A 4,434-nucleotide genomic window follows, 5' to 3' on the forward strand; every position below is an offset into this window, starting at 1 on the left:
AGAGCGCGTCGGTGTCTGTTTCGCCGGTGCGGATGCGCACGGCCTGATCGATGCCGAAGACGAAGATCTTGCCGTCGCCGATCTGGCCGGTCTTGGCGGCCGCGGTGATGGCTTCGACGGCCTTGTCGACCATGTCGGCGCCGACAGCGACCTCGATCTTGATCTTGGGCAGGAAGCTGACCGCGTATTCCGCGCCGCGATAGATTTCCGTATGCCCCTTCTGACGCCCGTAGCCTTTGACTTCGGTGACGGTCAGGCCCTGGATGCCGACGGCGGTGAGCGCTTCGCGCACCTCGTCGAGCTTGAACGGCTTGATGATTGCCATCACGATTTTCATAAGGTTTCACCCTTTGCTGTTGCGGTCCCCCGCGTTTGCACGACTGCACCGATCCCGTGGGAGCCGGAGAGTGCCCGACAGGATTCAAGCTCCGTGCCAATTGCCGAAGCGAGGCGTTAACCTGTTGTAAACAAAGGCGATGAGCTGACCCCGGCCGCGCTTCGTTCTGATTGGCGGCGACTCAATTGATCAAAAAATAGGCAGAATCTCGGGATTGCCTATTCTGCAAGCTATTGGCGTCATTGAAGGCAGCAGCACTGGTTCGCCGCAAAAAAGCCGCGCCAAACCGGCGCAAGCCGATTTTCCTTGCACGCCGCCGGACGGGCAGCGCAACGCGGGGATAGTCGGCTCAGCGCTTCAGCCGGATAAGGCCTTCCTGGGCCACCGAGGCGATCAGGGTTCCGTCGCGGGCGAACAGCGAACCGCGCGTGAAGCCGCGCGAGCCCTGCGTGGATGGACTGTCTTGCGTGTAGAGGATCCAGTCGTCCAGCGAATGGCTGCGGTGGAACCACATTGCATGGTCGAGGCTGGCCGCCTGGATGTCGCGGTCGAAGATGGCGCGGCCATGCGCGAAGGTCGAGGTGTCGAGCAGCGTCATGTCCGAGAGATAGGCGAGAACCGCTGCCTGCGTGGCGCGGTCCTGCGGCACCGGGCCGGTGGTGCGGATCCAGATGTTCTGTTCCGGCTCCAGCTTCTCACGGCTGGTATAGTGCTTCAGCATCACCGGCTTCATCTCGATCGGTCGGTCGCGCTCCCAGTAGCGCTTGATGCCTTCCGGCACCGCGTCGCCATATTTACCGATCAACTCGCGCTGCGACAGAAGCGTATCGGGCGCAGGCACGTCGCGCGGCATCGGCATCTGGTGCTCGAGCCCCACCTCGTCCTGCTGGAACGATGCTTCGAGCGAGAAGATCGCCTGTCCGTGCTGGATCGCCACCACCCGGCGCGTGGTGAAGGAGCCGCCGTCGCGGATGCGGTCGACCTCGTAGACGATCGGCACCTTGGTATCGCCGGGCCGCATGAAGTAGCCGTGCAGCGAATGCGCGTGCCGCTCGGGCTCGACCGTGCGTTGCGCGGCGACCAGCGCCTGGGCGATCGTCTGGCCGCCGAACACGCGCTGCCAGTCGACCTTGGGGCTGCGACCACGATACAGATTGTGTTCGAGCTGCTCGAGGTCGAGAATGCTGAGGAGCTCGTCCATGGCCGCCGTCATGTTCCACGTCCTTCAAAGATGTGCCATGGCGGGTTTCGGACAGGAGAGGCAAGCAGTCAAGCTGCTATGGCTATCGGTGGGCTGGAGCCGCGAAAGGAAAATCTCATGATCGACCGCAAGCCCGATAGAAACGGGGCGAATGGAGCGGACGAAGCTTCGCTGGACGTGCTGGTGGCGGGCGCGGGCTATGTCGGCCTTACCGCGGCGGTGTCGCTGAAAGTGGCGCGGCCGAACCTTGCGGTCGCCGTCGTCGATGCGGCGCCCGCCGGCGTCTGGCAGCGCGACGGCCGTGCCTCGGCAATCGCCGCCGCCGCTTGCCGCATGCTGGAGCAGCTCGGCGTCTGGGAAGAGATTGCGCCGGAAGCGCAGGCGATCACCGAGATGATCATCACCGATTCGCGCGCCGCCGATCCGGTGCGACCCGTGTTCCTGACCTTCGACGGCGAGGTCGCGCCCGGCGAGCCCTTCGCCTATATGGTCGCCAACCGGGACATGAACGGTGCTTTGCGCCGGCGTGCCGAAAAGCTCGGGATCGACATAATCGAGGGCATGGCTGTCAGTGGCTTCGACAGCAATGGCACTGGGGTCACCGTTCATCTGGCCGACGGCGCGACGCTGAAGGCGCGGCTGCTGGTCGCCGCCGACGGCGTGAACTCGAAGCTGCGCGACATGGCGGGCATCAAGACGGTCAAATGGGAATACGGCCAGTCCGGCATCGTCTGCACGGTGGCGCATGAGCGCCCGCACAACGGCCGCGCCGAGGAACATTTCCTCCCCGCGGGTCCCTTCGCCACGCTGCCGCTCAAGCCCGACAAGGACGGGACCAACCGCTCCTCGATCGTCTGGGTCGAGCGCAACGAGGACGCCCGCAAACTGGTGGAGGGCGACGAGTTCGTCTTCGAGCATGAGTTGGAACAGCGCTTCGGGCTGAAGCTCGGCGAGATCCGCGTCACTGATGCGCCGCGCGCCTGGCCGCTGGGCCTGACGCTCGCCCGCGCCTTCGTCGCGCCGCGCATAGCGCTCGCGGGTGACGCCGCTCACGGCATCCATCCCATCGCCGGCCAGGGCCTCAATCTCGGCTTCAAGGATGTCGCCGCGCTTGCCGAGGTGATCGTCGAGGCCGACCGGCTCGGCCAGGACATCGGCGCGCTCGACGTGCTTGAGCGTTACCAGCAATGGCGCCGTTTCGACACGCTGCAGATGGGCGTCACCACCGACGTGCTCAACCGGCTGTTTTCCAACGACATCGGCCCGCTTCGCGCCGTGCGCGACATCGGCCTCGGCCTCGTCGAGCGCATGCCGAAACTCAAGGATTTCTTCATCCGCCAGGCCTCGGGCCTGTCCGGCGACACGCCGCGGTTGCTCAAGGGCGAAGCGATCTGAACATCGCTTCGCTCAATGCACCTCGAAACCCAGCTTCTGTCGCAGCCTGAGCATCCGCTGGTCGGCTACCTTTAGGCTCTGCTCGCCGCCCCGCGCCACGCGGTTCAGCATCTGCAGCAGGTCCTCCCTCTCGTTCAGGTCGAGGCGTTCGCGCAGGAACGGCGCCAGCTTGTCGATGACGATCGTGGTGTCTTCGACCTGCGAGGCGGCCCATTTGGCGTAGACGACGGCCTCGTCGGTCTTCTTCGGGCTGTCCACGATCTCCGAGATCACGTCGCGGAGGGCGGTTTCGCGTTGCGGCAGGATCGGGCCCTGTTCCGAAACGATCGCCGTGATCAACGTCGCGGCCGCCACGACCGGATCGTCGATTGCGGTCAGCGGCGACAGCGCGGCCTGCTTGCGCAGTTTCTTGCGGCGCATGTTGCCTTGCACGCGGCCGACAGCATCCGCGACCTCGCGCGCCGCTTCGCCCATGTATTTCAGCCGATACCACCAGATGGCTGCCGCGCCGAGCAGGCCAAATATAGCAATCAGGAAAGGCATGCAGAGTTCCCCCGAATATCCCGGCAACCATAGGAGAAGCACAGCATCGCTTCAACACGCGACAGTCGCGACAGATGAACAAAGGCTGAAGATGCTGCCGCAACCATACGTCGGTGTCATGACTCCGGTATGTCGTAGATCGCCCTGACTTCTATGGTACCCAGTTCGGCGAGCGGAATGCCCTCGGCGATTGCCAACGCCTCGTCGAGATCGGCGGCCTCGACCATCACGAAACCCAAGAGCTGCTCCTTGGTCTCCGCGAACGGCCCGTCGGTGACGAGCCGCTTGCCCTGGCGGCGACGCAGCGATTTCGACGTTCTTACCGGCTGCAGCGCCTGGGCCACGATCAGCTTACCCTGTCGGTCGAGCTCCCTGGTATATTCGAGCGAGTCGGCGTTGAGCCTGGCTCCCTGCTCCGGGGTCAGCGTGAAGAGGTCGTTTTCTTCGCCATAGACCAGCAGCACATATTTCATTTCGAGCTCCCTTCCGTTGATGAACCATAAAAGGCGCCGACGATCCTGTCAGGCTTGCCTTCGGTCGCCGCCACATGGTCGAGGAAACCAGCGACGATCCCGATGATCGTTGCCGCCATCAGCAGCCGCCCGAAGCCGGCCGCCGGCGGATTCGACCAAAAATCCTCGGGTCGCCGCGCCTTTCGGCCCGGATTCCAGATTGTCAAAAGCAGACTGTCCATGCTGAACCTCCTCGGCCGCGAGAATATGCGGCCCGCGCAAAGGACGGCCCAGGCGGTGGAAAGTCGACATTCTTGCACGCGCTCTTTTTTGAAGATTTCGCCGGCGCCGCCTGCGACGGCGAGTCTGCATCATCGGCATGGTCTTCCGGCGCGCTCGCGCTATAGTTCGGGAGAACGCCGGCGCCCGCCGGCGCAAACCCCGACAGGACCAGGAGGACTTCATGGACCGCACCGCAAACGCCGTCTGGAAAGGCAATCTGACGG

The 4,434-nt window shown here is 64.2% G+C and carries 6 protein-coding genes; 1 reads left to right on the plus strand and 5 read right to left on the minus strand.

Features of this window, described 5'->3' with window-relative positions:
• Together Q0L57_RS06845 and tesB are read right to left on the minus strand one after the other, a co-directional pair.
• A partial coding sequence (locus Q0L57_RS06845; RefSeq protein WP_006327120.1) for a P-II family nitrogen regulator occupies window positions 1-337 on the minus strand: 337 nt, incomplete at its 3' end.
• A gap of 349 nt (window positions 338-686) precedes the next feature.
• Window positions 687-1,550 carry an acyl-CoA thioesterase II gene (gene tesB / locus Q0L57_RS06850; protein ID WP_296739904.1) on the minus strand — a complete coding sequence of 288 codons (864 nt, stop codon included), beginning with the start codon at window positions 1,548-1,550 and terminating at the stop codon, window positions 687-689.
• A gap of 105 nt (window positions 1,551-1,655) precedes the next feature.
• On the opposite strand from tesB, the gene Q0L57_RS06855 reads away from it, so the two are divergent.
• Window positions 1,656-2,933 (plus strand): ubiquinone biosynthesis hydroxylase, encoded by a 1,278-nt coding sequence (locus Q0L57_RS06855; protein ID WP_296739906.1) that lies wholly within the window; start codon window positions 1,656-1,658, stop codon window positions 2,931-2,933.
• 12 nt (window positions 2,934-2,945) lie between these two features.
• On the opposite strand, the gene Q0L57_RS06860 is transcribed toward Q0L57_RS06855, so the two are convergent.
• The 3 genes from Q0L57_RS06860 to Q0L57_RS06870 all read right to left on the minus strand — a co-directional run bounded on the left by Q0L57_RS06860 (window position 2,946) and on the right by Q0L57_RS06870 (window position 4,068).
• The gene (locus Q0L57_RS06860; protein ID WP_296739909.1) at window positions 2,946-3,476 is read right to left on the minus strand and encodes a hypothetical protein; all 531 of its coding nucleotides are present in this window, start codon (window positions 3,474-3,476) and stop codon (window positions 2,946-2,948) included.
• Window positions 3,477-3,592: 116 nt separating this feature from the next.
• Window positions 3,593-3,949 carry a YciI family protein gene (locus tag Q0L57_RS06865; RefSeq protein WP_296739912.1) on the minus strand — a complete coding sequence of 119 codons (357 nt, stop codon included), beginning with the start codon at window positions 3,947-3,949 and terminating at the stop codon, window positions 3,593-3,595.
• A complete protein-coding gene (locus Q0L57_RS06870; RefSeq protein WP_296739914.1) occupies window positions 3,946-4,068 on the minus strand; it encodes a hypothetical protein in 123 nt (40 codons plus the stop codon). Before Q0L57_RS06870 ends, Q0L57_RS06865 begins: the two co-directional genes overlap by 4 nt.
• Between the last annotated feature and the right edge of the window lie 366 nt (window positions 4,069-4,434).

Source organism: Mesorhizobium sp. (assembly GCF_024509055.1).
GTDB lineage: Bacteria > Pseudomonadota > Alphaproteobacteria > Rhizobiales > Rhizobiaceae > Mesorhizobium.

Bases quoted from the DNA above. Each gene is read 5' to 3' on its own strand.
- Q0L57_RS06855 (WP_296739906.1), top strand. From the start codon at position 1,656: ATGATCGACCGCAAGCCCGATAGAAACGGGGCGAATGGAGCGGACGAA.
- Q0L57_RS06860 (WP_296739909.1), bottom strand. From the start codon at position 3,476: ATGCCTTTCCTGATTGCTATATTTGGCCTGCTCGGCGCGGCAGCCATC.
- Q0L57_RS06870 (WP_296739914.1), bottom strand. From the start codon at position 4,068: ATGGCGGCAACGATCATCGGGATCGTCGCTGGTTTCCTCGACCATGTG.
- tesB (WP_296739904.1), bottom strand. From the start codon at position 1,550: ATGACGGCGGCCATGGACGAGCTCCTCAGCATTCTCGACCTCGAGCAG.
- Q0L57_RS06865 (WP_296739912.1), bottom strand. From the start codon at position 3,949: ATGAAATATGTGCTGCTGGTCTATGGCGAAGAAAACGACCTCTTCACG.